This window comes from Pseudogemmobacter faecipullorum (assembly GCF_020539525.1).
GTDB lineage: Bacteria > Pseudomonadota > Alphaproteobacteria > Rhodobacterales > Rhodobacteraceae > Pseudogemmobacter > Pseudogemmobacter faecipullorum.
The window spans coordinates 82,457-105,153 of sequence record NZ_JACDXX010000003.1 but is presented as its reverse complement, the minus strand read 5'-3'; the positions used below and the strand labels follow the sequence as shown (position 1 = coordinate 105,153).

Genomic DNA, 22,697 nt, shown 5'->3' with positions numbered 1-22,697 from the left:
GCATGGGCGGGTGCAAAGGCCCGGCCGGTCAGGAATCGGCATAGAGCGAAGGATCGGTCGGCACCGGATCGGTGCGGATATAATCGCTGAACGAGCCGCCCGAATAGGGCGTGGTCGCGGGCACAAAGGCGCCGAAGGCAGCCTGGCTCTGCGCCTCGGTCAGCACCAGCACTTTCGCGCCCCGGCGATAGGTTGCGGCCAGATGGATCGCATCCTGATTATACATCCGGATACAGCCGGCCGAGGTCGCATGACCGACCGAGGCCACCTCATTGGTGCCATGGATGCGGTAATAGGTATCGACCTTACCACGGAACAGATAGATCGCCCGCGCGCCGAGTGGGTTTTTCAGCCCGCCTTCCAGCCCGTTTTTATAGGGGCCGTACATATCGGGGAATTCGCGGATCATATTATCGGTCGGGCGCCAGCTCGGCCAGTTGCGGTCATATTGCGCCACGGCCTCGCCCGAGAAGGAACGGCCCTGATCGCCGACCGCAACCCGGTAACGGGTGGCGCGGTTGCCCGGCAGGATGAAATAGAGATAGCGTTGCCAGGGGTCGATCACGATGGTGCCCGGCGCATCGGTGATCGCCAGATCGACCTCGCTGCGGATATTCTCGGGGGTCAGATAACGCGGCGGCACGGCGGGAATATCAAAGCCATTATCCGTCAGCGCGGCATATCTCTGCAGCACCTCCGGCGGGACACTGGCCGCCGGATCGACAACGGCGGGCGCTTTCGGTGCACAGGCAGCCACAAAGGCCGTGCCCATAAGCAAAACCATCTTCCGCCGATCAAGAACCACAGACATTTTCTTCCTTTCCGCAGCGCCCTCCCGCCGCAATCCCGCAGGGGAGTGCCAGCCGGGGCCTGATACTCTGCCACAGCAGAGATCACACAAGTGAATTCTGCGGCTATGCGCCATGATCCGCCAGTCTAGGTCAACCCCAGGGCAGGGCAAAGCTTCGTGAACAGAATGCTGTACAGAAAATTCAGTTCCCCTCCGGGCGTCTGCGCGAAGCAGAAAATTATCCCGCCCGGGACTGCGGGTCACGGGCGGGCTGCGGGAAGGAGGCGAACGAGAGGTGAAAAGCCCGGCTGCTGCCCGCAGCCAGGCCTGAGGGCAGCCCGGTCTGAGGGCAGCCCGGTGACCCGGGCCTTTGTGCTTACCCGCCCGACCAGAGCCAGGCTGCCAGCCCGGCAGCGGTGCTCAGCCAGAGCAGAGCACAGAGGACGAGCGGCCAGGGCCGCCCCTCAGGCGGCGCCAGAGCTGTATCCACCCCCGGCTCTGCCAGCTCCGGCCCGGCCGGACCAGTTTCAGCGCGGTCCGGAAACCTGGCAAAACCCGGGTCAAAACCATGAAAAATCATCTTTCCCCTCCCTGCGCCGGCGCGGCCCTGTCCGGCAGCGGGCCGACAAAGGTCTGGCGCGGGGCAAGGACCAGGCCCAGCACCAGCCCGAAGGCAAGGACCAGCATCAGCCCGCCGAAACCGTCGCGCAGGCTGCGGCTGCCCCAGGCGGTGGTGCGGCGGCTCATGACACCACCCGCAGCGCCGCACCCCGACCTGCCCCGGGCCCCGTCACAGGATATGGGGGCCCCGCATATGAGGGCACCGGATATGGCCGCACCGGGTGCAGCGGCCCGGGCGCAGCCCCGCCCCGCGCCCGGCGCAGCAGCGCATCGCGCAAAGCCTTGCCCGCTTTCCAGGGGCCATAGCCCGAGGCGGTATTGATATGTCCGGCAAAGCCGAGATCGACCAGATCCGCCTGCCAGACCCGGGCCAGATGCGCGGCGCGGGAAAAGCCCATCCAGGGATCATTGCGGCTGGCCACAACCGTGGCGGGCAGATCCAGCGGCCGTTCGGGCAAAGCGCCGAAACTGCTGATCCGACCCCTGCCTTCGGTCTCGGCCGGGGCAACCAGCAGCGCGCCGGCCACCCGCAGATGCGGCCAGCGGCTCAGCAGACGCGCGATCAGCACCGCCCCCAGTGAATGGCCGACAAGGATACAATCGGGATGCTGCAGGATCATCGAGGCCAGCTCGACCTCCTGCACCTCCGCCACCGGGCGCGAAGGCTCTGAAAGCCCGACCATCAGCGCGCGCGGATCGCCTGCGGCCCACCAGTGCTGCCAGTGCGGTGCGGGCGATCCGTCGAGGCCAGGAACGAGAAGCGTGGTAATCATCTGTCCGGTCCTTTCCTTGAACAGGAAAAAGACTACAGGAATTATCGTCATTCGGAATTCTAAAGATAAGCCGCTTTGGGGAATGAGATTCCCCCCGCACCACCCCCCCGCGCCCCTGCAGCCCTGCCCCCGCCTGCGTCGCGACCAGAAATTTCCAGGAGCGGCGCAACCCGCCGCATCGCGCCCGCCCGGCCCTTTCCCGAAAGGCGCTGAGCCGGCAGGCCAGTTTTCAGCACGTTCCGGCCCTTAATCCCCCGCCGGCTTCCTGCCGGGACATACGCGGTTTTAACCTTCTGGTGGACATTTCGCGCTTTGGGGTCCAGCCTCAGACCATGCCCTTGCCTGCTGCGCCCGATCAGCCCGGCGCAGCAAATCCGGCTCAGCTGATCTTTCGGAGCTCTGGTGATGCGTGATTTTCTGCATGGCACTGTCCACGAAGCGCAGCAGGATCTGCGAACCGCGCTGAGCGCCAGTCCCGAACTGCTGGCTTTATGGCAGGGCCTCACGCCGCTCGGGCGCAATGAGTTCATCTGCTGGGTCGATGACGCGAAACAGGCAAAGACGCGCGCCAGCCGCATCGGGCGCTGCTGCGCCGAAGTGCTGGCAGGAAAAAAGCGGCCCTGCTGCTGGCCAGGCTGCACGCATCGCAGTGACAAGCCTCCGGGCCCCTGGCAGGAGGCGGTGCTGATCAACCGCCAGGGCAAGCGCCGCGCCTAGCCGGACCACGCCTGGCCGGACCGGCGCGCAAAAGCTGCAGCGCGGCAGCGAAAACGGAAACGGCAGCGGCCGGGAATGCGCCGGGGGGCTGAGCGCCCGGCCCTCTGTCCCGAAGGGCCGCTCAGGCCCCGGCGCGCCTGGGCAGCACCCAGCCCGGGCGGATGAAATGGCAGGTATAGCCATCGGGACGCCGCTCGAGATAATCCTGATGCTCGGGCTCGGCCTGCCAGAATTCGGCCGCCCCCTCGACCTCGGTCACCACTTTGCCCGGCCAGAGACCCGAGGCATCGACATCGGCAATAGTATCAATCGCGGTGGCGCGCTGCGCCTGTGACGTCCAGTAGATCGCCGAGCGATAGCTTGGCCCCAGATCATTGCCCTGACGGTCGCGGGTGGTCGGATCATGGATCTGGAAGAAAAACTCCAGCAGCTGCCGGTAGCTCAGCCGCGCCGGATCAAACACCACCTCAATCGCCTCGGCATGATGGCCATGGTTGCGATAGGTGGCATGGGGCACTTCGCCGCCGGTATAGCCGACCCGGGTCGAGATCACCCCCGGCATCCGCCGGATCAGCTGCTGCATCCCCCAGAAACAGCCCCCCGCCAGAACTGCACGCTCTTCACTCATCTCACTCATCTCACACTCCTCATCAGGCGACCGGCATCCGGCTTTCGGCCATGCCCGCGAACCAGCTCACCCCGTAAGGGATGGCGGCATCATCGAAATCATAGCCAGCATGATGCAAAGGCGCGGTCGCCCCATTGCCAAGGAAGATATAGGCGCCGGGGCGGGCTTCAAGCATATAGGAGAAATCCTCGGCCGCCATCAGCGGCGCAACCTCGCTATCGACCCCGGGGCTGATCGCCTCGGCCACTGCGGCGGCGAAGGCGGTGTGATCCGCATGGTTCACCGTCACCGGATAGCCGCGGAAATACTCCAGCTCTGCCTTGGCGCCAAACATCGCCGCCGTGCCCTCGACAATGCGGCGCAGCTGCGCTTCCGAGAAATTGCGCACATCCTCATCCAGCGCCCGGATCGTGCCCTTCATCACCACATCCTGCGCCAGCACATTATAGGCCGTGCTGTCGCTGGCGAGGGTCGAGACCGAGACCACCGCCGATTTCAGCGGATCGGTATTGCGCGAGACGATGCTCTGCACCGCCACCACGATATGCGCCGCGACAAGGGTGGTATCGATGGCCTCATGCGGTTTGGCGGCATGACCGCCGCGCCCGGTCACCCGGATGATGAACTGATCCGAGGCCGCCATGATCGCGCCGGAGCGGATGGCGAACTGGCCGGTGGCAAGGCCCGGCATATTATGCATGCCGTAGACCTCATCAATGCCCCAGCGCCCGACCAGGCCATCCTTCAGCATGGCGAGGCCGCCGCCACCGCCCTCTTCGGCGGGCTGGAAGATGCAGACCACCTGGCCGTCGAAATTGCGGGTCTCGGCCAGATATTTCGCCGCGCCGAGCAGCATGGCGGTATGGCCGTCATGGCCACAGGCATGCATCGCCCCCGGGGTCTGCGAGGCATAGGGCACGCCACTGGTCTCATGGATCGGCAAAGCATCCATATCGGCGCGCAGCCCGATCACCCGGCCACTGCTATCGTTGCGGCCTTTGATCACCGCCACCACGCCCGAACGCCCGATGCCCTCGGTGACCGCATCACAGCCAAAGCTGCGGCAGAGTTCCGCCACCCGGCCAGCGGTGCGCGGCAGATCGTAATCCAGTTCGGGGAAGCGGTGAAAATCCCGGCGCCAGGCGGCGATTTCCGGGGCGAGTTCAGCGATACGGTTCCTGACGGGCATTTGGCACTCCTTAGCGCCGCCAAAACTGCACCCGCCCCGGCGGAAGGGCAAGCCCTCTCCTTACCGCGCCAGTTCCGGGCTACACCTGTTCCGGGCCGCACCAGTTCTGATCTTCGCGCCATGCGCCCCGGCCCGGAGCACGAGATCCGGGCATAGAGATCAGCCGCCCGGATCTGCAGGCCCGGGTCACAGCAGCCATAATCCGCCCGCCCTGGTCAGAGCGCCCTGGTCAGCCCGGCCTGGTCAGAGCGCGGGGCCGGGCACCAGTTTCGAGCCATCGCTGAAGCGGCCAAAGCGGAAGCGGCTGAGATCATGGCCGGTCTCGCGGCCCAGGGTCAGATCGGCAATCACCCGCCCCATGCCCGGGCCGATGCCAAAGCCATGGCCACACATGCCGGTGGCAATCACCAGCCCGCCGATCTTCGGCGCGCGGTCGATCACCGGCACGATATCGGGCATGGTATCGATCATTCCGGCCCAGGCGGTCTGCAGCTCCGGGCGGCCGATCTGCGGGAAAGCGGCGGCAAAGCGGTCCTGCAGCCGCGACAGCGCCTTTGCATTCGGCTTCGGGTTCAGAATGCGCATCTTCTCAAACGGGCTGACCCGGTCGCCATCGAGGCGGCGGCTGGTGCCCCAGGCATCGGGGAAATGCTTCGGCGCCATGGGCCTGTAGCCCATATTGGTAAAGGTGCGCCCCATCAGCGGCAGATAGGTGAGGAATTCGGCAAAAGCATCCGGGCCGATCAGGAAATCCTGATGATCGCCGGGGGCGATTGTATAGCCGCCATCCATGCGGCGGCGGAAGGCAAAATGGCTGTCGACCGCATTGCCGGCATAGACTTCGGGCAAGGCTACGGTGGCGGCAACGCTGGACAGCACCGTCAGCTGCGGGAGGCGGATGCCATGCGCCTTCAGCAACAGCCGCGACCAGGCCCCGGCCGCGACCACCACCTGGTCACAGGCGACCCGGCCCGCCTCGGTCACCACCCCCGCCACCTGCCCCGCCGCCAGATCAAGGCAGCGCAAAGCGCAGTTCTCGCGGATCTCCACGCCCTTTGCCGCGGCAATCCCGGCCAGCAGCGGCACCGTCACCCAGGGCTCGGCCCGGGCATCCGAAGCGGTCAGAATGCCCCCCGCCCAGCCCGCCTGACCCGTCGGGATCAGATCGGCGACGGCGCTGCGCGTCAGCAGCCGGCTGTCGACGCCCGAGCCGCTGACCGATTCCAGCCAGCTTTCGAATGCCGCCATATCGCCGGGCTTATTGGCCAGATAGAGCACGCCCTGCTGCCGGAAGCCGATGGCCTCGCGCAGGGTTTCGGGCATTTCCAGCCAGAGCCGCAGGCTCTCCATCGAGATCGGCAGCTCGGCGGGATCCCGGCCCTGCTGACGGATCCAGCCCCAGTTGCGGCTGGACTGCTCGCCGGCGATGCGGCCCTTTTCCAAAAGCAGGACCTTCTGGCCGCGATCGGCCAGATGCCAGGCGGTCATCACCCCGATGATACCACCGCCGATCACCACCACATCCACCCTGTCAGGCAAGGCGCCCTGAAACCGGATCGGGGTCGCCTCATGGATCGGGAAAGTCATAGCGGGCCTGCTGCGCTCAGTATTTTCTGCCGCGACACTCGCGCCGGTTGCGCGCGAGGTCAATGCCCGTCCCCCGCCTCAGTGAAAGGATTTTCGCACCCGGCGCAGCCCCGCCCAGACCAGGCCCAGCACCGGCAGAACCAGGGCTGCGGTCAGCAGCTCTTTCGAAACCCCGGCCAGCGCCGCCAGCGGATAAAGCGCATAGGCCCCGAGGCTGACCGCATAATAGCTGATCGCCACCACCGAGAGCCCCTCGACCGTATGCTGCAGCCTGAGCGCCAGATCGGCGCGCCGGTCCATGCTTTCGAGCAGCCGCTGGTTCTGCGCCGAACGATCGACATCGACCCGGGTGCGCAGCAGCTCGGCCGCGCGCTCGGCGCGTTCCGACAAAGCCTTCAGCCGCACTTCCGAGGATTTCACCGTACGCATCGCCGGATCATAGCGGCGCATCATAAATTCGCCAAAAGTCTGACGGCCATCGATCCTTTCCTCGCGCAGCACCGAGATGCGCTGGGTCAGAATCGCCTCATAGGCCTGGGTGGCGCCAAAACGGAACGAGGCCCGCACCGCCTGACGCTCAAGCGCCGAAGAGATCGACAGCAGCTCATCAAGCGCCGCCTCCGGATCCGGCCCGGTCTCGCCAGGGCTGTCAAGGCCCGAGACCAGGTTCGACAGCCGCGGGTCAAGCCGGTTCAGCTCGGCGCTCAGCGCCCGGGCCCGGGCAAGGCCCAGCATCGACATGGCACGGTAGATCTCAATCTCGCACAGACGCTGCACGATCCGGCCGATGCGGCGCCGCCCGGTGCCGGGGCGCACGAAAACCGCAAAGCGGGTATGGCCGGCGGCATCGATGCGGAAGTCTCCGGCGATCACCGCCGCGCCATCCACCACCCGCGACAGAGCCAGACTTTCGGGGACGAACCAGTCCTCGACCCGGGCAAAAATCTCGCCCAGCGATGAGGGCATGGTCTCAACCCGGATCAGGAGCGAGGCAATACGCTGGCCGGGGGCGGCCTCGAGCCAGTCCTCGGGGAAGACCCCGCTTTCCGCCGGATCAAAGGCGCGCGGGCTGACGCCGGGGGTAAAGGCCGAATAGCTGACGAACTCGGTATGACTTTCCCATTTCAGCGTGCCCCGGCCGATCTCGCCGGAATAATGCGTCGCCTCGGGCTGGGGATGGCTGCCGCCATGGCGGTCGACCAGATCAATCAGATGCGCCAGATCGGCGGCACGGTCGCGCCCGGCGGCGTCATGCGGCTCTTTGAAGGCCATCACCACAGCGGTGCAGGGCAGTTCCAGCGCGGGGAACGGCCGGGCATGCAGCTCATTGACGGTGGCGTAACGCAGCGGGTGGTCGGAAACGGGGGGCATAGATCGGCCTTAGTCACAGGAGGGTCTCAGCCCCTGGGTCTAGGTCGCCTGCCGGGGCGCGGCCAGTAAAAACCCTGCATACCGGGGTATGCAGGGGGAATGTTGCCAGGTTGCCCGGGGCTTTTCGGCAATCAGCCGCGGATTGTACCGTCGCCGGTCACCAGATATTTAAAGCTGCAGAGCTGCGCCGCCCCCACCGGGCCGCGTGCATGCATCTTGCCAGTGGCAATGCCGATCTCGCCGCCCATGCCAAATTCACCGCCATCGGCGAACTGGGTCGAGGCATTGCGCATCAGGATCGCGGAATCGAGGCGGCGGAAGAAGCGATCTGCCACCGCATCATCCTCGGTCAGCACCGATTCCGTATGGTTTGAACTGTAGCGGCGGATATGGTCAATCGCCCCGTCCACACCCTCGACGAGTTTCGCGGCGATGATCATATCGAGGAATTCACAGCCGAAATCCCCGGGCGCGGCCTGAACCGTGCCCGCAACCTGCAGCAGTTCGCCCTCGGTCCGGACCTCGACCCCGGCCTGCACCAGATCCTCGATCAGCACCGCGCCGTGCTTTTCATAGAAAGCGCGGTCGATCAGCAGGCATTCGGCCGAGCCGCAGATCCCGGTGCGCCGGGTCTTGGCATTGAGCACCACGCGGCGCGCTTTCTCCAGATCCGCTGCCCCATCGGCATAGACATGGCAGATGCCCTCCAGATGGGCAAAGACCGGCACCCGCGCCTCGGACTGCACCAGGCTGACAAGGCCCTTGCCACCGCGCGGCACGATCACATCGATATACTCGCTGGCGCGCAGCATGGCCGAGACCATCTCGCGGTCGCGCACCGGCACCAGCTGGATCGCGGCCTCGGGCAGACCGGCGGCGCGCAGCCCCTCAACCATAGCGGCATGGATCGCCTGCGAGGAATTGAGGCTGTCCGAGCCGCCGCGCAGAATGACCGAATTCCCGGCCTTCAGGCACAGCGCCCCGGCATCGGCGGTGACATTGGGGCGGCTTTCATAGATCACCCCCACCACGCCCAAAGGCGTTGCCACGCGCTGGATATGCAGCCCCGAGGGGCGGTCCCATTCCTCAAGCACCCGGCCGACCGGATCGGCCTGGCCCGCCACATCGCGCAAAGCCGCCACGATGCCGGCGATCCGGCCTGCATCAAGGCGCAGCCGGTCCTGCATCGCCGGGCTCAGCCCTTTCGAGGCGGCATAATCGAGATCGAGCCGATTGGCGGCGAGGATCGCCGCCTCTGCCGCCTCAACCGCAGCGGCGGCGGCCATCAGCGCGGCGGTTTTCTGCTCTGGCGGGGCAAAAGCCAGCTCTGCCGCGGCTTTGCGCGCGGCTGTACCGATTTGCTCCATCAGATCTGAAAACTGGCCGTCCATGGTCTTTTCCTTCCAGGTCAGGGGCCCTTCCCCTGACGTCACACTTCCGGGCGGGCGGGCTGACATGCCCCGGCCCTCCCGGCTCTCTTATACCACCATATCGTCGCGGTGGATCAGTGCGGCGCGCCCGGCATAGCCGAGAATCGCCTCAATCTCGCCCGAGCGGTGCCCGGCAATGGCCCTGGCCTCCTCGGATGTATAGCGGATCAGCCCCTTGCCAAGAGCTGCGCCCTCCGGACCGAGGATGCCGACCGGCTCGCCGCGGCCAAACTGGCCCTCTACCCCGACCACCCCGGCAGGCAGCAGGCTTTTGCCCTGGCGCAGGGCAGTGACCGCCCCGGCATCAAGCCGGACCCTGCCCTTTTCCTTCATCGCATTGATCCAGCGCTTGCGCGCCGCCTGGGGGTCGCCCTCGGCCAGGAACCAGGTCCGGTTCGCGCCCTCGGCCAGCGCCTTCAGCGGCCGCGGCACCGAGCCCTCCATGATCGCCATGGCACAGCCTCCCGCCACCGCGGTTTTCGCTGCCATCAGCTTGGTCTTCATCCCGCCTTTCGACAGGCCCGAAATCGGATCCCCGGCCATGGCCTCAATCTCCGGCGTGATCTGATCGACCAGATCAAAACGATGCGCCGCCGGGTCTTCTTTCGGATTGGCGGTGTAGAAGCCGTCAACATCAGAGAGCAGGATCAGCTGATCGGCCCCGGCGGTCACCGCGATCTGCGCCGCCAGCCGGTCATTGTCGCCAAAACGGATCTCATCCGTGGCGACTGTATCGTTTTCGTTAACAATCGGCACCACGCCGAGGCTGAGCAGGGTCTCCATCGTGGCGCGGCTGTTGAGATAGCGGCGCCGGTCGGTGGTATCCTCCAGCGTCACCAGCACCTGGGCGGTGGTGATGCCATGCGGCGCCAGCACCTCCTCATAGGCGCGGGCCAGCCGGATCTGGCCGACCGCCGCCGCCGCCTGGGCCTGTTCCAGCGCCAGCTCGCCCTGGGGCAGGCCCAGAACCATGCGGCCAAGCGCGATCGAACCGGAAGAGACCAGCACCACCTGGGTGCCATTCACCCTGGCCTCGGCAACATCCATCGCCAGAGCCGAGAGCCAGGACTGCCGCAGCCCCCTGGCCCGGTCGACCAGCAAAGCCGAGCCGATCTTAATCACCAGCCGCCGTGCGGCACGAATATCAGGGGCCTGAAGCGCCACGGTCTTACTTCCTCAGGGGCGCCAGGGCCCGTCTTCCACTTCCAGCGCCCCGGTGGCGCGGATCTCAGCCATCAGCACCCGCAGCACCTCTGGCAGGCCCTTACCGGCCGCGCCCGAAATCACATAGACCCGGCCGCCCGAGGCTTTTTCCAGCGCCGCGCGGCGCTCTTCAATCTCTTCATCGAGCAGCGCATCGACCTTGTTCAGCGCCAGAACCCTTGGCTTGTCGCCCAGCAGCTCTGAATAGGCTTCCAGCTCGGTGACAATGGTCTGGTAATCCTCGGCCACCGTCTCTGACGTGCCGTCCACCAGATGCAAAAGCACCTTGCAGCGCTCGACATGGGCGAGGAACTGGGTGCCAAGGCCCCGGCCCTCGCTCGCGCCCTCGATCAGGCCGGGAATATCGGCCATGACGAATTCGCTGCCATCAATCCCCACCACGCCGAGATTCGGAATCAGGGTGGTGAAAGGATAATCCGCAATCTTCGGACGGGCATTCGACACCGCCGCGAGGAAGGTCGATTTCCCGGCATTGGGCAGGCCCAGCAGACCGGCATCCGCGATCAGCTTCAGCCGCAGCCAGATGGTGCGCTCGATACCCGGAATGCCGGGATTGGCCTTGGCCGGCGCGCGGTTGGTCGAGGATTTGAAGCGCAGGTTGCCCCAGCCGCCATTGCCGCCCTGAGCCAGCAGCACGCGCTGCCCCGGCTCGGTCAGATCGGCGAGGACAGTTTCCTCATCCTCATCAAGAATTTCAGTGCCCAGCGGCACCTTCATAATCACATCTTCACCGGATTTACCGGTTTTCTGATTGCCCATGCCATGCTGGCCGTTACGGGCAAAGAAATGCTGCTGATAGCGGTAATCGATCAGGGTGTTCAGCCCCTCGACCGCCTCAACCCAGACCGAGCCGCCGCGACCACCATCGCCGCCATCCGGCCCGCCGAATTCGATGAATTTCTCACGCCGGAACGAGACGGAACCAGCGCCGCCGCCGCCCGAGCGGATATAGACTTTTGCGAGGTCAAGGAATTTCATCGGTACAGGCTTTCGTCAGGGTTACTCGGCGATACAGGAGATGCGCCGCTATCTCAAGCGCGGCGCTCGGGCAATGGGGCTGCGGCAGGCAGAAGGGCCTCCGGCGGGGATATTTACAGACAGATGAAGCGCTGCGAGGCGATGCGGCAACCGCAGATGTCTGCGCCCCGGCCCCCGCCTGCAAAGGCGGCGCCGGGAACGGCGATGCGCTCAGGGCGATGGTCGCTCATCGAGCCGCAGCTCCATGAACTGCAGATCCAGCCAGCGGCCGAATTTCTGCGCCACTTCACGCATCAGCGCGGTTTCGCTGAAGCCAAGGCGGCGGTGCAAGGCCAGAGAGGGCTGATTGCCCGCCTCAATCGCCGCCACCAGCACATGCAGGCCATCGGCGCGGGCGCGGGCGATCAGCTGCTGCATCAGCGCCAGCGCCAGCCCCCGGCCGCGGGCGGCCTGTGCCACATAGACCGAATGTTCCGCCGTCAGACAAAAGCCGTCATGCGGACGCCAGGGGCCGTAGCTGGCATAGCCCGCCACCGCGCCATCGCAAAGCGCCACCAGCACCGGGAATCCGGCCTGCTGGCGCGTCGCCATCCAGTCTTCGCGGTCTTTCACATCGACCTGATGGTCGTTGAAAATCGCCGTCGTCCGCGCGACCGCATCATTATAGATCACCGCGATGCCCGCAGCATCAGCAGCACTGGCCTCGCGGATCACCAGACTCACTTCACCAGCTTCCGGATATAGGTCCAGGTCGGCACGATGGCATTGCGCGCCACCGAGAAAGCCTCGGCATCGCCCAGATATTCAAAACCGGCATTGGTCAGCACCCTGGCCGAGCCGGGATTATCCTGGAAAACCTCGGCAAAATAGGTACAGTCTTTCAGCGGGTTAGCCTCAACCAGTGCCCGTACCGCATCCGAGGCTATGCCGGTATTCCAGAAGGCTGGCGCGACCCAATAGGCCACTTCCGACTGCCCCGAACGCCCGGCCTTTACCTCCATCGGCTTCAGCGAGATCACCCCGAGCAGTTCGGACAGGCCGCTGACCGTGCCATCCATGGCCCAGATCGTGCCGGGATGGTCGTGATCCATGGCGCGCGCCACATAGGCGGCGGCGGCTCCGGGCGGGAAAGGATGCGGAATATTCTGTGTCGCCTCGGCGAGACGGCGGTCGGCGGCATAATGCGCGATCAGCCCGGCATCGGAATGGCGCACCGGGCGCAGCTCAAACCGGCCGGCAGCAAGGCGCAGCCCCTCTGTTCCGGCAAGGTTCACCCCCTCACCAAAGGCCTGACCGCGGACCCCGGGCATCTGGCCCGGATTTTTTGTCGGCGCCCGACCGGGGTTTTTCAATGCATCGGCAACCATAGCGTCTCCTCTCCGGAGGTCTTACAGGCAGAATGTCGCTTACCCCATCCCTGCCCGTGCTTCGCGGCAGGAATGAGGAAGGGGACCGGCTTCTCAGCCGATCCCCTGTTTACATTCAGAATGTAAAGGTTCGGCTTACTCGGCCGCTTCCGCAACCGGAAGAACCGAAATAAAGGTGCGGCCTTTCAGGCCCTTGCGGAACTTAACCGCGCCTTCGACGGTGGCGAAGATCGTGTGGTCACGGCCCATGCCGACGCCATCACCCGGGAAGAAGGTGGTGCCGCGCTGACGCACGATGATATTGCCCGGGATGACAGCCTGGCCGCCATAGAGTTTCACACCGAGGCGACGACCAGCCGAGTCACGACCGTTGCGGGATGAACCGCCTGCCTTTTTAGTTGCCATGGGGGATTACTCCTCTGCAGCAGCGGCCTTAGCGGCCCGCTTCGGTTTGGCGGCTGCAGCAGCAGCCGGCGCTTCATGAACAGCGCGGCGTGCATCGGCAGTGCCGGTTGCAGCTTTGATGCCCGACTTGTCAGCGCCTGCAGCGAGGACTTCGGTCACGCGAACCAGCGTCAGGTGCTGGCGGTGGCCTTTGGTGCGCTGCGACGAGTGCTTACGGCGACGCTTCACGAAGTGAATCGTTTTCTCGCCTTTGATCTGGTCGATCACTTCTGCCTGAACCGCAGCGCCAGCCACGAAGGGCGCGCCGATGGTGGCATCGACCATCAGGATTTCGTTGAACTGGATTTTTTCACCAGCCACAGCGTCAAGCTTCTCAACGCGCAGAACGTCACCCGCCTGCACTTTGTACTGCTTGCCGCCGGTCTTCAGGACCGCAAACGTCATGGGTCTTCCTTTTCCTTAACCGCGCCCTGTGGCCCCTTGGTCCCTGCGCCCCCTTATGGGGCCTCAGATCCTTGGTATTGCCGGGGGATCCCCCGCCTCGGACTGCGCATCCGTCGCCGGATGATGTTCAAAACAAACCACCCCGGGATTCGCACCCCGGGGAAGATGGCTGCTTATCTGCGCGCAGACCGCCTCAGTCAAGCCTTTTCCCCGTAAAACCACGCGAATTTGCCAGCAGAACCGCCAGAAAGACCGCGCCGCAGCAGCGCCGGAACCCGCTGCCGCCTCGCGGGTGCAGGCGCGCGCGATCTCTTTGGCTTAGCAGGCGAATTACCCGGCGGCCTGCGGCAGCTTCACTTTGCGGCCCGCAGCGGTTCAGCCTGCGGAGGTTCAGCCTGGCGCGACCAGGCCGCAGGGGTTCCGCCTGCTCCGCACCGACCAGCCCTGCACCAGCGGATCCGGCAGCGACGCGCACCCCGCCTTGTCAGATATGCTGCCTGCTCAGATCTTCTGGCCGATCAGATCTGCTGGCCGCGCAGCATCAGACCGGCCTCACGCCCCAGACCGCGCAAAATCTTGCGAAAACTGTCACCCGAAGCGCTATAGAGCGCCGCATTCACCACCTGCCCCGCCGGCGAGGCCAGAAAATCACTATAGGCCCGCAGCTCGGCCTCGCTCAGTTCCGCATAGGCCAGGGCCGTATAGGTCATGATCCAGGCCCCGGATGAGGCGCGATAGGCCCCTTCCTGCGCCCAGACCTGTTCGGCCATGTGACCGGTCTCGCGGCGCGTCGCGGCGGGTTCGCTCTCGGCCAGACCCTGTTCAAAGGCGAGCGCGCCGCCAAGGCTGTTTGCGACATTATTCTCGATCTGATCGCCCGCCGTGATCAGCGCGCGGTAAAGCCGCAGCCGGGGCGAGCGCGCATCGCGCAGCTTCATCACCGCCACTTCGGCGGCCTCGGTCTCCTCAGGGTCAAGCAGCCGCCGCCGCGCCGCCACCTCGGCCGCCACCACCTTCTGCCCGAGCGCCGAGTCGAAAAACGCCCGGGCCCCGGCAACCGCCTGATCCTGGCCCTGCAGCGCCCGGATCAGGCCCGCGGCCAGATCCGCCCCGAGCGCCGCGCTGTCATAAAGCCGCTCCACCGCCGCCTGCCAGGCGGGGCCATCACGGCCCGGAAAGGTCGCTGCGCCGAGCGATGCGCCATAGCTCTGCCCCTCTTCGGCCAGAACCGGCATCAGCTGCGGCAGGCCCATCGCCGCGAAGAGCGCCATGATTCGCGCTGATTCTTCGGCAGAGACCGCCTCACCCGCCGCCGGGCCGGTCTCACCCGCCGGATTCGCCGCAATCACCCCCGGCAAAGCCGCAATGCCCGGCCGGCCCGCGCCTTCCTGCGCCAGAACCGGGGGGGACGGCAGGGAAAGACAGGCGCCCAGCAGCAGGAAAACCAGCGGAAATCCCGGAGATTTCGCCGCTGCAGAGGCTGCGGAACGCCGGCCGGAACCGGTTGTTTTTATGCCCCTGAACATAGTGCTCTCTCCGATCCTGCGGCCTCGTTCTGACTATGCACCCCGCACCCCTGCCCGCCAAGTCCGCGTTTTTTCAAACTTTCTCAAACTTATGTGCATGAGGCCTCTTGCACTCCCCCAAAGCCGAAGCTAAACACCGCCTCACAAGACGACCCCCCAAGAAAGCCGGAGAGGTGGCGGAGTGGTCGATCGCGCCGGTCTCGAAAACCGGAGTAGGTGCAAGCCTACCGTGGGTTCGAATCCCACCCTCTCCGCCATTCACGCATATGTGATTAGATGTAAGTCGTTGAATTCAAATGGATTCACGCTTTCGCGCACCTTTAGTGCTCCAAATCTGCTATACATTTTGCGTTACATTTTGTGCTACACTGCCCATGAACATGTAGGGCAAGGCCATGGCAATTCAAACGCGCAACGGGTCCGTGAAGGGAACCCTCTACCTCTATAAGCGGGTTCCCAAGCGTTACGCCTCGGTAGAGCCGCGCCAGTTCGTCTGGATCAGCCTCCATACCGACTCCCCTTCCGTCGCCAGAGCCAAAGAGGCCGCGACATGGGAGCAGATGCTGGCCGCATGGGAAGCAAAACTGGCCGGTGACAGCACTGATGCAGATCAGCGTTTTGCCGCTGCCCGTGATCTCGCCGAAGCGAGGGGCTTCCGATACATGCGGGCCGATCAGGTCGCCAAGCTGCCAGTTGAAGAACTCCGCGACAGATTTGCCGCCATCCCCGGTTTCAAGGATCAGCCTGAGGAACCGGATATGCTTGAAGCCTCTGCCCTACTTGGGGGCGCCAAAGAATCGCCGCTCACTGTCACAAAGGCGCTGGAACTCTATTGGACGCTGGCGAAGGACAAGACCCTTGGCAAGTCAGAGGATCAGCTTCGGCGCTGGAAGAATCCACGCGTGAAGGCGGTGAAGAACTTCGTCGCGGTCGTCGGTGACAGAGCTATGAAGGACATCACTGGCGACGATATGCTGGATTTCCGCAACTGGTGGATGGAGCGGCTGGAAGAGGAAGACCTAACGCCGAACAGCGCGAACAAAGACCTGATCCACCTTGGCGACATTCTCAAAACCGTGAACCGGATGAAACGCCTCGGGCTGGTGCTGCCGCTCACTGATCTCGCTTTCAAGGAAGGGGATGCAAAGGTTCGCCCGCCGTTCTCGGCCAAGTGGATCAGGGAAAAGCTGGCTGCGCCGGGCGCTCTAGACGGATTGAACCCAGAGGCCCGAGCAATTCTGCTGGTCATGGTAAACACCGGCTGCCGTCCCTCGGAACTTGCCGCGCTATCCGCGAACACGATAAGACTGGCGCATAACGTGCCCCATATCTCGATTGAGCCGGAAGGCAGGCAGGTTAAAAGCAAATATGCCAAGCGCACCATCCCTCTGCTTGGCTTGTCTCTGGACGCAATGCGGGCGTTCCCCGAGGGGTTCCCGCGCTATCGGGAAAGCAGTGCCAGCCTTTCGGCCACCATCAATAAGTTCCTGCGAGAGAACGGATTGATGGAAGGCCCTGATCACACGCTTTACTCACTGCGCCATGCTTTTGAAGATCGGATGCTTGCTGCCGGGATTGATGATCGGATCAGGCGCGATCTGTTCGGCCACCGACTGAATCGTGAACGCTATGGAGATGGTGCCACGCTGGAACACAAGCAGCAGCTTCTTCAAGCAGCCGCCTTGTGACGGGCCGCAATGGCGCGAGCGCGGCTGATTGCATCGTCTTTGGCCTCATATGCCGCAAGTTCATGCTCGATGCGCTCGAAAACCGGCAGATAGACGGGGTCGGCCACAACAAGTGCGGCAGCCATGCTGTGCATTTTTTGTAGATCGGCAAGAGTGACAGGGGCAGACATAGGGGCAGCCTCGGGCGCAATTATTCTATTCTGGTCACGGCATCACCTGTTCGTTGAGGGGGTAGGCGGGATGGGCGGAAGGTCCGCCCATCCCGTCAGCGTAAGTAAGGCTACTTGGCACCGCGCAGCCCAGAGCAAGGCTGCCGTGCCGTGTCGGGGTTCCGGCGATATGATGCCGCGCACTCACCGACTAATCGCAGCGCTTTCGTGGGTTCTGAACCATCAGGTGCGCCAGCCTGCTACTCGCTTTTACGGTTGCCGGGGGAGTGTGTCGCATCGGGATGAAAAAACGGGCGCATGATTGCGCCCGTTCTCAGTTAGGTTTTGTCAGGCGGCTTTGAGATCGGCCTGGGCAACCATCAAGTCTACGATCTGGCGCAGGTTCGTGGTCGGCTCAAAGCCCACCAGAACCTCGACACTGCCGACCTTCCTGAAAAACAGGGCGACAACAGGGCCGCATTCAGTATGGGTGTAGCCCATCATTTGGGTGAATACACTTTGCTCATCGTCATCCATGTCGATGACAAAGTCTGCGGGGTAATAATCACCCGTATCCGGGTCAATCCCCACCAGTTCTTCGAGCCACCGATAGAAGGCATTGGTCTCCATTAGGACAGTCCGAGGCCTCGGGGTGATCTTGGCGGTGGCAGGATCGACATGGGTAGAGGTTGCCGCCGAGGTGGTGGGCGTGTTATTGTTAGAAGTCATCGCGATTTCCTTTCGTGTTTATCGCGTTTCACAAGACAGGGCGGGAACCTTCACGGCGTAGGAACTTTGACGGTTCCCGCTTTTGTTTCGGGCCTGTCAGCCCGTCACCTTCCATTGTGGGAAGGTTATACGAACCTGCTTATCTAGCTGGTCCAGCATCTTGTTCAGCCTTGCGGCCTCTTTCAGCGCCGCCTTTTTGGCCTCAGGTTCCGACAAGTCGGATGCCTCGATTTCAGCCAAGCGGGCTTTGATCTCGTTACGCTTGTAGTGGTTCACCGCACCGGCAAGGGTCTCGGTGGCCTCCTTTAAGCTGCCGATCATTTCCTCAACCCGACGAAGTGAACCATTCGACAAATCGGGAAAAATTTCGGCCAGTTGGTTAGCCGGATAATGGTCCGGCGCAAAAGCTTCCGGTCCATCGTCATTAGTAAACTCCGGCGCGTCGATGCCGGTCTGCTCAAAGTATGCATAGAAGTCGTTCTGGTAACTCGAAAGCTCATTTCCAAGTGCAAGCCAAAACGGACGTTTGAAGTCATTGCCCGTGCTCGTAAGCCTGCTCTCTTCTTCCAGTTTCTGCTTTTGCCGTTCGCGATAGCGGCGGACTTTTTCGGCATTTGATAGGACCATGTTGCGTCTCCTGCCCCCGCGGTGTCGGTGTTGTGTAACCAAAACCAACTAAGGCGCGCAACAAGAAATTACATCAGCATGCGAAAATTCTTCACGCGGCCGGCACACGCCCCTCAAAATCACCCCGGCAGGCCTCGGGAAGCACACCAGCACAAGCCAGCGCCTCAGCCAGCTTGTCGTTAAGGTCTGCCCCTGTGCTGGTGGCTGCGGCCATGAACGCGCCCGAGAGATCAACCAGCAGGCGATTGTAGATTTCGGTGGAAATGAAATTCGGCATTAGGTGGTTTTCCTGATTTGCTTCGTATCAGGAATCTGAATCATCGAATCCCGTTTTTCAATCCCTATCTCTCAAATTTTTTTAATGTAAGTATATGATTGTGAATAATAATTTGCGAGTAAGTGCTTACTTATCGGCATCCGAAACCCACTGGAAATAGCTATCCAGATAGATAGCTAAAGCACCGATCAGAACATGCCGAAGGTCGGCTGACTGGTCATCGCGTCAGCCTCGGCAATGGCTTGGGCCTTTTTGGCGCGCTTCTCCTGTAGTGCAGCGAAGGCCACGATCAGCTTGGCTTGAATTTCTGCCTCAGAAAGTCCCTTCGCAGCCATGCGCAGCCGCGTCTGGCGCTCCCATGCGCGATTGTCGTCATTCGTCTTGGCCTCTTCCGGGGTCATCCTCTTGCGATCAGCATTAGGTCGATCACGCTTGCGCCGTTTGGCATTATACTTCGATTTTCCCTCTGGGGTGGTCCGATATTCGTCAATGCTTTCGCGCTTGCGGGTGAGGTCGCTCTGGGCTTGCTTGATCGCACCTTCGGCGTGCTTCAAAGCTTCGTCGAGAACCAGCAGGGTGCGCGGGTCATATCCCAGCGTTTGTGTCAGGGCCTCGCGTTCGGCCTCAAGCGTCCGGCGCTTCACGACAGCTTTGTCATACCGGGTCGGCCTGATCGGTGCGCGGGTGATATCCGGGTCGTCAAAATCTGGGTCTTGAAAGCGGCCAGCGGATGCCCGAGGCGTCACCTTGGGCCGGGCATCAGGAACGGGATCAGCGTCTTCATCGGTGCCGATGGCCGCAAGCTGGCGCATGATGTCAGCGTCAAATGCGCTATCTTCATCTTGTGATTCAGCGGGATTCCGCATATGTTCTTCTCAGCTTTAAAGTGATCTTACAGGGGGTCGGCGTTGGCGCGCTGACCCCTGTTTTATTCCGAGGCGGGGCTGATCTGGTCGGCCAGATCGGCAGCCACATCAAGGTTCAGTGGGAACTCTTGACCGGTGATCGGGGACACAAGTTTCAGGCCGTTGCCCGCCCGCTTCACCTTGATACCGGACAGAGCCGCCAGACCTTCCATCCACCGCGACTTGCGCTCGGGGTCTGCGGTTGCCGTAGCGGCGCTTTTCAGCAGATCGGCAAGGGTCGGACCCTGATCAGCCGGAAAGGTGGCCTCGAACCCGCTGGCGGCGCGAATGGTGATCTCAGGCCCGGTGGTGGAAATGTCGATACCGGGGATGGTGGCGGGGATCGTGCCCTTGTCGATCTCGGCGCGGACGAAACCGGCGATCACTTCCGGGATGGTGGCATTCTTGGCCTTTGCGATCATGCGAAGCTGTTCCACACGTTCATTCGGCAGGCTGATATGGGTCGGCATTTAACACCTCAGTTGGTTACTGAAGTGACATTTAAACACTTAAGCCTTAAGCGTCAATACCGGAGCGGCATTTATTTTGTCACGGTTTTGCCCGTTACGCACCCCCCACCCGAGACAGAGAAATTTGTCACGATTCTGTCCGTATATGTAATATCTTTAAGTAACTACTTCTTCTTAGAAGTATTAACGTAACGGACAAAATCGTGACAAACCCATTGAACCCTCTCCCGGTCGTATCGCGGGCTTCGCCCGCTCTCCTTCCCTCGGGATGATAAGCCCCGCGCCCCGGCTCCATAGCTACAGGCCCGCAGAGACTCAGGAAGGGGTCGCACAGCCGCGCGACCTTTCTTTCCTCCCCACACCAGCCCCGGCGCGACAGAGCTGCCCTAGCGGCCTCTCCATGAGTCTTAGCGCAACATGCCGCCCGGTCGCATTTGCTTGACGATTTCGTTCTGGACCAACGCCCGGAACATCGCCTCGGATTGTTTCGCGACCTGCGCCGCCAGATCGGCGTTTGCCTCGGGCGTTCCACCGTTTGCGTTCACCGTCACCGGGGCGCTGATCGTGACCTGCGGCGCGGATGCCTTCGCAGAGTCCATAGAACGCGCACTGGCGGCCTGCGCGATCTTTCCGGCATCACCGACCAGTCCGCCGCTTGCATAGCCCCTGCGGGCGCTCTGGTGGAGTCTATCGAGGTTCGCGGCCCCGAGGCGCTGCACGGTCTCTTTCGAGAACACATACTCGCCCTTATGGACCACGCCCGCAGGCTCATATTTGCCACCCGCCCCGGTATAGCCGCCTTCGGCAAAGCCCAGCAGCCCGCCGACGAACTCACCGATGCCACCCCCTGCACCGCCCGAGAACATGTTCACGAACAGCTTGTTCATCTGCGCCTTGGCGATTTCCATCAACAGCCCAGCCAGCGCCTCCTCGGCAGAGGCTGCCCCGGTCAAGACGCTGGTGAACACGTCCGACAGCGCATCAGCGCCCTTCTTGCCGCGCTCTTCCACCGCTTGCAGATCGTCGGCTGCCTTCTGGGCCGCATTGCCAGCCGCGACATGGGCCTGTGCCAGCCGGTCAATATCTGCGGTCAACTCGGGGGTGATCTGCTTGCCAGATTGTTGTGCTGCATTCAGAAGCTCCGCACGGGTCCGGGCGAATTCGATGGCATCCGCATAGCCCTTGCCCGCCTCTTTGGCTGCGATCAGGGCCACCGCCTCGGCTTCCAGCGCGGCCCGTTCACGGTTTAGCCCCTCCACGACACGGGCGAAGTCGTCACCAGAGCGGCCACCGCCCCCTTTTGCTCCCTTCGGCGCGCCGTCTTCCTGCGTGGCATCCGGGATGCCGTCGCCATCCATATCCGCGATCCAGTTCGCCGGGCGGGCCTCGGGCCTTTTACTGGTGCTGACAAAGGTTTTCGGATCGGGCGGCATCAGCCCATCTACATCGCCAGTCAGAGGGATGCCGGTGGTTTGGCCCAAAGGCATAGCGTCACGCGCTTCACGGCCTTTCTGCGCCACATACTCCAGCATCGCGGCCAAGCGGCTCAGGCCACCCAGCACCATCCCAAAGCCGATGCCGTCCAGCTTGCCCACTTCCTCGGTGGCCGTGCGGGCATCGCGGATGGTATCCGACATTTTGATTTGGAATTCGTCGGCCTCGATCCAGCCCTGCTCAAGCTGGAAGGCCAAAGCGTCCATATTGTTCGCGGCACGTTCGATCTCCCCGGCCATCTCGGGGCTGCTCTGCGCCATAGCCTCGGCCACACCGCGCAGGCTCTCGGCCATCGCTTGGGCAAAGGGGACAGCATCCTCGATCCCCTCGGCCATGTCCGAGACGATTTCCTTTTGGGCCTCCGAAAGGGTCTTGGCTTCGCGGACGCGGTCATAGACCTCATTGCCAAGGATGGTGCGGGCGCGCGCCTCATCGCCCAGAAGCGAGTCCACTTCCGAGCGCAGACCTACCATCCCGGCAACCGCATCAGCGGCACCCACGGCCACGCGCTTGAACAGGTTGGCCCCGGTGGTGGTCAGTTCATTCCAGCGTCGATCAAGCTCCTGTGCTTTGCGGATAAGCTGTTCATCCATCACCGCGCCGGTTTCATGGGCGCGCTGGATGGTCTGGCGCAAAGCGGCCTCGCCCTGACCAAGCAGGGCTGAAAACTGCTCACCACCGGCACCGCCAAAGATTTCTTCCAAAAGGAAGGACTGGCTGGCCTGATCCAGTTGCGACAGCCGCCCGAGGATTTCCACCATCAGGTTTGAGGGGTCTTGCAGCTTGGCTTTCAGTTCCTCGGCGGAATAGCCAAGTTTTTTGAATGCCTCTGCACCTGCCCCGGTGCCATCAAGGAAGAACTCGCCCGCCCGGATATGCAGTTCCTTGAAGCCATCGGTCAGGGCGTCAATGCCGATGCGGTTCTGTTGGGCGACGAACTTCCACTCTTGGAAAGCCTCAAGGCCGATCCCGGCGCGTTTAGCCTCGTTGGAAAGCTCTGCCATAGCTTGCACCTGGCTACGCACGGCACCGACCACACCCGCCACGCCGATGCCTGCGGCCATGCCCGCCACGCCTGCCAGCTTCGGCATGGCGATGGTTTTGAAGGCGTTGCCAATGCGCCCGCCCATGCCCTCATAGGTCTTGGCGATCTGGTCTGCGGATTGCTTGGCCTTGGCTTCCATCTGCTTTGAAGCTTTGGCCTGAATGGAGTTGGCGCGGGCAAAGTCGCGTTGAAGCTGGCGCGTCTGCGCTTCCAGCTTGATGATCAGCCCCATCATATCGGCGTCGGACATATTCAGTTACCTT

Annotated in this window: 25 protein-coding genes and 1 tRNA gene; 3 read left to right on the top strand and 23 right to left on the bottom strand. The window is 63.2% G+C overall.

Annotated elements, in window-relative coordinates; genetic code table 11:
- Positions 1–28: 28 nt before the first annotated feature.
- The 4 genes from H0485_RS04080 to H0485_RS04065 form a co-directional block, all read right to left on the bottom strand.
- Positions 29–811, bottom strand: a complete 783-nt coding sequence (locus H0485_RS04080) for a L,D-transpeptidase (protein ID WP_226934090.1) — start codon at positions 809–811, stop codon at positions 29–31.
- Positions 812–1,166: 355 nt separating this feature from the next.
- Positions 1,167–1,370 (bottom strand): hypothetical protein, encoded by a 204-nt coding sequence (locus tag H0485_RS04075; protein WP_226934089.1) that lies wholly within the window; start codon positions 1,368–1,370, stop codon positions 1,167–1,169.
- The gene (locus H0485_RS04070; protein ID WP_226934088.1) at positions 1,367–1,537 is read right to left on the bottom strand and encodes a hypothetical protein; all 171 of its coding nucleotides are present in this window, start codon (positions 1,535–1,537) and stop codon (positions 1,367–1,369) included. Before H0485_RS04070 ends, H0485_RS04075 begins: the two co-directional genes overlap by 4 nt.
- On the bottom strand, positions 1,534–2,184 hold the full coding sequence (locus H0485_RS04065; protein WP_226934087.1) for an RBBP9/YdeN family alpha/beta hydrolase: 651 nt from the start codon (positions 2,182–2,184) through the stop codon (positions 1,534–1,536). The genes H0485_RS04070 and H0485_RS04065 overlap by 4 nt, the downstream gene beginning before the upstream one ends.
- A gap of 405 nt (positions 2,185–2,589) precedes the next feature.
- Here H0485_RS04065 and H0485_RS04060 point away from each other — a divergent pair, with 405 nt between their 5' ends.
- Positions 2,590–2,901 (top strand): YdeI/OmpD-associated family protein, encoded by a 312-nt coding sequence (locus tag H0485_RS04060; RefSeq protein ID WP_226934086.1) that lies wholly within the window; start codon positions 2,590–2,592, stop codon positions 2,899–2,901.
- A gap of 121 nt (positions 2,902–3,022) precedes the next feature.
- Here H0485_RS04060 and msrA read toward each other — a convergent pair whose 3' ends face one another.
- The 12 genes from msrA to H0485_RS04000 form a co-directional block, all read right to left on the bottom strand.
- The gene (gene msrA, locus H0485_RS04055; protein WP_226934293.1) at positions 3,023–3,529 is read right to left on the bottom strand and encodes a peptide-methionine (S)-S-oxide reductase MsrA; all 507 of its coding nucleotides are present in this window, start codon (positions 3,527–3,529) and stop codon (positions 3,023–3,025) included.
- A gap of 22 nt (positions 3,530–3,551) precedes the next feature.
- The gene (locus H0485_RS04050) at positions 3,552–4,718 is read right to left on the bottom strand and encodes a M20 aminoacylase family protein (protein ID WP_226934085.1); all 1,167 of its coding nucleotides are present in this window, start codon (positions 4,716–4,718) and stop codon (positions 3,552–3,554) included.
- 243 nt (positions 4,719–4,961) lie between these two features.
- Entirely contained in the window at positions 4,962–6,305 is a 1,344-nt protein-coding gene (locus H0485_RS04045; RefSeq protein WP_226934084.1) for an NAD(P)/FAD-dependent oxidoreductase, read from the bottom strand.
- 78 nt (positions 6,306–6,383) lie between these two features.
- On the bottom strand, positions 6,384–7,676 hold the full coding sequence (locus H0485_RS04040; RefSeq protein WP_226934083.1) for a DUF3422 family protein: 1,293 nt from the start codon (positions 7,674–7,676) through the stop codon (positions 6,384–6,386).
- Positions 7,677–7,807: 131 nt separating this feature from the next.
- Positions 7,808–9,067 carry a glutamate-5-semialdehyde dehydrogenase gene (locus tag H0485_RS04035; RefSeq protein WP_226934082.1) on the bottom strand — a complete coding sequence of 420 codons (1,260 nt, stop codon included), beginning with the start codon at positions 9,065–9,067 and terminating at the stop codon, positions 7,808–7,810.
- Positions 9,068–9,154: 87 nt separating this feature from the next.
- Positions 9,155–10,270 carry a glutamate 5-kinase gene (proB, locus tag H0485_RS04030; protein ID WP_226934081.1) on the bottom strand — a complete coding sequence of 372 codons (1,116 nt, stop codon included), beginning with the start codon at positions 10,268–10,270 and terminating at the stop codon, positions 9,155–9,157.
- 12 nt (positions 10,271–10,282) lie between these two features.
- Complete coding sequence (obgE, locus tag H0485_RS04025; protein WP_226934080.1) at positions 10,283–11,308, bottom strand: GTPase ObgE; 1,026 nt, start codon at positions 11,306–11,308, stop codon at positions 10,283–10,285.
- A gap of 210 nt (positions 11,309–11,518) precedes the next feature.
- Positions 11,519–12,031 carry a GNAT family N-acetyltransferase gene (locus H0485_RS04020; protein WP_226934079.1) on the bottom strand — a complete coding sequence of 171 codons (513 nt, stop codon included), beginning with the start codon at positions 12,029–12,031 and terminating at the stop codon, positions 11,519–11,521.
- A complete protein-coding gene (locus tag H0485_RS04015) occupies positions 12,028–12,618 on the bottom strand; it encodes a GNAT family N-acetyltransferase (protein ID WP_226934078.1) in 591 nt (196 codons plus the stop codon). Before H0485_RS04015 ends, H0485_RS04020 begins: the two co-directional genes overlap by 4 nt.
- Before the next feature lie 192 nt (positions 12,619–12,810).
- Positions 12,811–13,080, bottom strand: coding sequence for a 50S ribosomal protein L27 (gene rpmA / locus H0485_RS04010; RefSeq protein ID WP_226934077.1), 270 nt, complete (start codon positions 13,078–13,080; stop codon positions 12,811–12,813).
- A 6-nt stretch (positions 13,081–13,086) separates the two neighbouring features.
- Positions 13,087–13,524, bottom strand: a complete 438-nt coding sequence (rplU, locus tag H0485_RS04005; protein WP_226934076.1) for a 50S ribosomal protein L21 — start codon at positions 13,522–13,524, stop codon at positions 13,087–13,089.
- A 518-nt stretch (positions 13,525–14,042) separates the two neighbouring features.
- Complete coding sequence (locus H0485_RS04000) at positions 14,043–14,795, bottom strand: hypothetical protein (protein WP_226934075.1); 753 nt, start codon at positions 14,793–14,795, stop codon at positions 14,043–14,045.
- Between the two features lie 422 nt (positions 14,796–15,217).
- On the opposite strand from H0485_RS04000, the gene H0485_RS03995 reads away from it, so the two are divergent.
- Both H0485_RS03995 and H0485_RS03990 read left to right on the top strand, forming a co-directional pair.
- Positions 15,218–15,307: transfer RNA gene (locus tag H0485_RS03995), tRNA-Ser, on the top strand.
- 138 nt (positions 15,308–15,445) lie between these two features.
- Complete coding sequence (locus tag H0485_RS03990) at positions 15,446–16,738, top strand: site-specific integrase (protein WP_226934074.1); 1,293 nt, start codon at positions 15,446–15,448, stop codon at positions 16,736–16,738.
- On the opposite strand, the gene H0485_RS03985 is transcribed toward H0485_RS03990, so the two are convergent.
- The 7 genes from H0485_RS03985 to H0485_RS21980 form a co-directional block, all read right to left on the bottom strand.
- Entirely contained in the window at positions 16,720–16,863 is a 144-nt protein-coding gene (locus tag H0485_RS03985; RefSeq protein ID WP_226934073.1) for a hypothetical protein, read from the bottom strand. The two genes, H0485_RS03990 and H0485_RS03985, sit on opposite strands and share 19 nt — an antisense overlap.
- A gap of 372 nt (positions 16,864–17,235) precedes the next feature.
- Complete coding sequence (locus tag H0485_RS03980) at positions 17,236–17,616, bottom strand: hypothetical protein (protein WP_226934072.1); 381 nt, start codon at positions 17,614–17,616, stop codon at positions 17,236–17,238.
- 96 nt (positions 17,617–17,712) lie between these two features.
- Positions 17,713–18,243, bottom strand: a complete 531-nt coding sequence (locus H0485_RS03975) for a hypothetical protein (RefSeq protein ID WP_226934071.1) — start codon at positions 18,241–18,243, stop codon at positions 17,713–17,715.
- 91 nt (positions 18,244–18,334) lie between these two features.
- A complete protein-coding gene (locus H0485_RS03970; RefSeq protein WP_226934070.1) occupies positions 18,335–18,520 on the bottom strand; it encodes a hypothetical protein in 186 nt (61 codons plus the stop codon).
- Between the two features lie 188 nt (positions 18,521–18,708).
- On the bottom strand, positions 18,709–19,386 hold the full coding sequence (locus H0485_RS03965; RefSeq protein WP_226934069.1) for a hypothetical protein: 678 nt from the start codon (positions 19,384–19,386) through the stop codon (positions 18,709–18,711).
- Between the two features lie 62 nt (positions 19,387–19,448).
- Entirely contained in the window at positions 19,449–19,895 is a 447-nt protein-coding gene (locus H0485_RS03960) for a hypothetical protein (RefSeq protein WP_226934068.1), read from the bottom strand.
- Positions 19,896–20,302: 407 nt separating this feature from the next.
- The gene (locus H0485_RS21980) at positions 20,303–22,684 is read right to left on the bottom strand and encodes a phage tail tape measure protein (RefSeq protein WP_435531472.1); all 2,382 of its coding nucleotides are present in this window, start codon (positions 22,682–22,684) and stop codon (positions 20,303–20,305) included.
- Positions 22,685–22,697 lie beyond the last annotated feature (13 nt).

Bases quoted from the DNA above. Each gene is read 5' to 3' on its own strand.
- H0485_RS04080 (WP_226934090.1), bottom strand. From the start codon at position 811: ATGTCTGTGGTTCTTGATCGGCGGAAGATGGTTTTGCTTATGGGCACG.
- H0485_RS04075 (WP_226934089.1), bottom strand. From the start codon at position 1,370: ATGATTTTTCATGGTTTTGACCCGGGTTTTGCCAGGTTTCCGGACCGC.
- H0485_RS04070 (WP_226934088.1), bottom strand. From the start codon at position 1,537: ATGAGCCGCCGCACCACCGCCTGGGGCAGCCGCAGCCTGCGCGACGGT.
- H0485_RS04065 (WP_226934087.1), bottom strand. From the start codon at position 2,184: ATGATTACCACGCTTCTCGTTCCTGGCCTCGACGGATCGCCCGCACCG.
- H0485_RS04060 (WP_226934086.1), top strand. From the start codon at position 2,590: ATGCGTGATTTTCTGCATGGCACTGTCCACGAAGCGCAGCAGGATCTG.
- msrA (WP_226934293.1), bottom strand. From the start codon at position 3,529: ATGAGTGAAGAGCGTGCAGTTCTGGCGGGGGGCTGTTTCTGGGGGATG.
- H0485_RS04050 (WP_226934085.1), bottom strand. From the start codon at position 4,718: ATGCCCGTCAGGAACCGTATCGCTGAACTCGCCCCGGAAATCGCCGCC.
- H0485_RS04045 (WP_226934084.1), bottom strand. From the start codon at position 6,305: ATGACTTTCCCGATCCATGAGGCGACCCCGATCCGGTTTCAGGGCGCC.
- H0485_RS04040 (WP_226934083.1), bottom strand. From the start codon at position 7,676: ATGCCCCCCGTTTCCGACCACCCGCTGCGTTACGCCACCGTCAATGAG.
- H0485_RS04035 (WP_226934082.1), bottom strand. From the start codon at position 9,067: ATGGACGGCCAGTTTTCAGATCTGATGGAGCAAATCGGTACAGCCGCG.
- obgE (WP_226934080.1), bottom strand. From the start codon at position 11,308: ATGAAATTCCTTGACCTCGCAAAAGTCTATATCCGCTCGGGCGGCGGC.
- H0485_RS04015 (WP_226934078.1), bottom strand. From the start codon at position 12,618: ATGCCCGGGGTCCGCGGTCAGGCCTTTGGTGAGGGGGTGAACCTTGCC.
- rpmA (WP_226934077.1), bottom strand. From the start codon at position 13,080: ATGGCAACTAAAAAGGCAGGCGGTTCATCCCGCAACGGTCGTGACTCG.
- rplU (WP_226934076.1), bottom strand. From the start codon at position 13,524: ATGACGTTTGCGGTCCTGAAGACCGGCGGCAAGCAGTACAAAGTGCAG.
- H0485_RS04000 (WP_226934075.1), bottom strand. From the start codon at position 14,795: ATGGCGCTCTTCGCGGCGATGGGCCTGCCGCAGCTGATGCCGGTTCTG.
- H0485_RS03990 (WP_226934074.1), top strand. From the start codon at position 15,446: ATGGCAATTCAAACGCGCAACGGGTCCGTGAAGGGAACCCTCTACCTC.
- H0485_RS03985 (WP_226934073.1), bottom strand. From the start codon at position 16,863: ATGGCTGCCGCACTTGTTGTGGCCGACCCCGTCTATCTGCCGGTTTTC.
- H0485_RS03980 (WP_226934072.1), bottom strand. From the start codon at position 17,616: ATGACTTCTAACAATAACACGCCCACCACCTCGGCGGCAACCTCTACC.
- H0485_RS03975 (WP_226934071.1), bottom strand. From the start codon at position 18,243: ATGGTCCTATCAAATGCCGAAAAAGTCCGCCGCTATCGCGAACGGCAA.
- H0485_RS03970 (WP_226934070.1), bottom strand. From the start codon at position 18,520: ATGCCGAATTTCATTTCCACCGAAATCTACAATCGCCTGCTGGTTGAT.
- H0485_RS03965 (WP_226934069.1), bottom strand. From the start codon at position 19,386: ATGCGGAATCCCGCTGAATCACAAGATGAAGATAGCGCATTTGACGCT.
- H0485_RS03960 (WP_226934068.1), bottom strand. From the start codon at position 19,895: ATGCCGACCCATATCAGCCTGCCGAATGAACGTGTGGAACAGCTTCGC.
- H0485_RS21980 (WP_435531472.1), bottom strand. From the start codon at position 22,684: ATGTCCGACGCCGATATGATGGGGCTGATCATCAAGCTGGAAGCGCAG.